This window comes from Streptomyces sp., assembly GCF_050698815.1.
Classification (GTDB): Bacteria; Actinomycetota; Actinomycetes; order Streptomycetales; family Streptomycetaceae; genus Streptomyces.
In genome coordinates, this window is record NZ_JBOHCV010000578.1 from 1 (window position 1) to 2,559 (window position 2,559).

General features: G+C 71.9%; 2 protein-coding genes and 1 pseudogene. 1 reads left to right on the plus strand and 2 read right to left on the minus strand.

Going from position 1 to position 2,559, the window contains the following annotated elements:
- Together ACRDP3_RS20925 and ACRDP3_RS20930 are read right to left on the minus strand one after the other, a co-directional pair.
- Positions 1 to 569: pseudogene (locus tag ACRDP3_RS20925) on the minus strand (hypothetical protein); the annotation flags it as partial.
- Entirely contained in the window at positions 569 to 1,339 is a 771-nt protein-coding gene (locus tag ACRDP3_RS20930) for a response regulator transcription factor (protein ID WP_431518514.1), read from the minus strand. The pseudogene ACRDP3_RS20925 and the gene ACRDP3_RS20930, both read right to left, overlap by 1 nt.
- 185 nt (positions 1,340 to 1,524) lie before the next feature.
- Between ACRDP3_RS20930 and ACRDP3_RS20935 the strand changes: the two genes are divergently transcribed.
- Positions 1,525 to 2,559 (plus strand): glucose-1-phosphate adenylyltransferase (locus ACRDP3_RS20935; RefSeq protein ID WP_431518515.1); only part of this gene is annotated, 1,035 nt, incomplete at its 3' end.

Below are 2,559 nucleotides of genomic sequence, written 5' to 3' on the forward strand. Positions count from 1 at the left end.
GCCAGGAGGGCCACCCACAGCACGCGCCGCCGTACGAAGCCGAGTTGGGCCTGGCCCGTGGTGTCCGGGGAGAAGAGCCACAGCGTGCCGTTCACGCCCGGCCGCGCGCCGTGTATCTGGACCGGCAGCACCCGCCAGCTCTTGACCTGGCGCTTCCCCGGTCCGTCGGTCCCGCCGTTCCCGCCGTCGCCCCGGTCTTGGTCCCGGTCCCGTACCGTCACCGGGCGCGGGTGCGGACCGGCCTCCGGGAGGGGCGTCCCGGCGTCGGGCTGCGGTCCGCCGGAGACGGTGCCGTGCGGGCCGGTCACCCGGATTCCCACGTCCAGGGCGGACGCGTACAGCCGTCGCTCACGGGCCTGTTCGGCCCGCGGGCGGTCGGCGGCGGTGACCTTGAGCAACCGCCGCGCGTCGGCCTTCGCCAGGGTGGCGCGTTCGCGCAGATGCGCGTCCTGCTCGGTGTGGACGTCGCGGGCGACGAGCAGGAACAGCAGCCAGCCGGCCGCCAGCACCAGCACGGGCACGATGACGCCGACCGCGAGCGCGATCCTGGTGGAGAGCTTCATCCTCATCAGCCCCGCCCCTCCCTGTCCGCGCGCAGGACGAAGCCGACGCCCCGCACGGTGTGCAGCAGCCGCGGGCCCCCGCCGCTCTCGGTCTTGCGGCGCAGATAGCTGATGAAGGTGTCGACGGCGTCCGTACGCACCTCGAAGTCGTAGCCCCAGACCCGTTCCAGCAGCTGGTCCCTGGTCAGCACGATGCCCGCGTTGCGGGCCAGGACCTCCAGCAGTTCGAACTCGCGGCGGGTGAGCGGCAGCGGCTCCCCGTCCCGGTGGGCCTCCCGGGTCGCGGGGTTCAGCGACAGCCCGCCGACCCGCACCACGTCGGCACCCGTCCCGGCGTCCGCGTCCTCCTCCCGCGCGGGCCGCCGTCTGCGCAGCAGCGCGTCCAGGCGCAGCACCAGCTCCTGCAGCGCGAAGGGCTTGATGAGGTAGTCGTCACCGCCCGCCTGGAGCCCGGCTATCCGGTCGGCCGTCTCGTCCAGCGCCGACAGCATCAGTACGGGCACGTCGTCACCCCCGTCGCGGAGCGTCCGGCACACCTGGATGCCGTCGACGTCGGGCATGGAGATGTCGAGCACGACGACGTCTATCCCGGGTACGGGCCGCTCCCGTACCCGGGACAGGGCGCGGCGCCCGCCCTCGGCCAGGTCGACGGCGAAACCGTTCAGGCGCAGCCCGCGGCGCAGCGAGCGCCGGATCGCCGCGTCGTCGTCCACCACCAGCACCCGCCCACGGCCGCCGGCCCCCTCCCCACCGGTCCCCTTCCCGTCCCCGCTCATCCGTCCTCCTCGCCGCCTTCGTCGTGTGGGCAGTCTCGGTGCGGGCACCCCCGATGCGCGACCCCCGCGAAACGACGCACGGCGTGCGGCGTACTGGCGCGGCGAGGTGACACCGTGCTGTGGTGACGGCCTGATCCGGTGAACACCGGTGAACACCGGTGAACTGAAGTGGTGGAGGTGTCGGGATGGCAGCAGGACCACGCGTGCTGGGCATCGTGCTCGCGGGCGGCGAGGGGAAGCGGCTGATGCCCCTCACCGCGGACCGGGCCAAACCCGCGGTGCCCTTCGGCGGCGTCTACCGGCTGGTGGACTTCGTCCTGTCGAACCTCGTCAACGGCGGGATCCAGCGCATCTGCGTGCTCACCCAGTACAAGTCGCACTCCCTGGACCGGCACGTCTCCACGACGTGGCGGATGACCGGGCTGCTCGGCGACTACGTGACGCCCGTACCCGCGCAGCAGCGGCTGGGCCCGCGCTGGTTCCTCGGCAGTGCCGACGCCATCTTCCAGTCGCTCAATCTCATTCACGACGAACAGCCCGACTACGTCGTCGTCTTCGGCGCCGACCACGTCTACCGCATGGACCCGCGCCAGATGCTCCGGCAGCACATCGCGACCGGCGCGGGTGTCACCGTCGCGGGCATCAAGGTGCCGCGCGAGCAGTCCGCCTCCTTCGGCGTCATCGGCACGGTCCCGCATGACACCCGGATCAGGGAGTTCCTGGAGAAGCCGGCCGACCCGCCGGGCCTGGCCGACGACCCGGACCACGTGTTCGCCTCGATGGGCAACTACATCTTCTCCACCGGCGTCCTCCTCGAGGCGCTGCGGCAGGACGCCGAGGACGAGGACTCCGTACACGACATGGGAGGCAGCATCCTGCCCATGCTCACCGAGCGCGGGCAGGCGCAGGTCTACGACTTCGACGACAACGAGGTCCCCGGCGAGACCGAGCGCGACCACGGCTACTGGCGGGACGTCGGATCGCTCGACGCGTACTACGACGCGCACATGGACCTCATCTCGACGCAGCCCGTCTTCAACCTCTACAACCGCGACTGGCCGATCTTCACCAACCAGGCCCAGCTGCCTCCCGCCAAGTTCGTCGCCGGCGGCATCGCGAGAGAGTCGATGGTCAGTGCGGGCGCCGTCATCGCCGGGCAGGTGACGGGTTCGGTGCTGGCACCCGGCGTGGTGGTCGAGGAGGGCGCGGTGGTGCAGGGC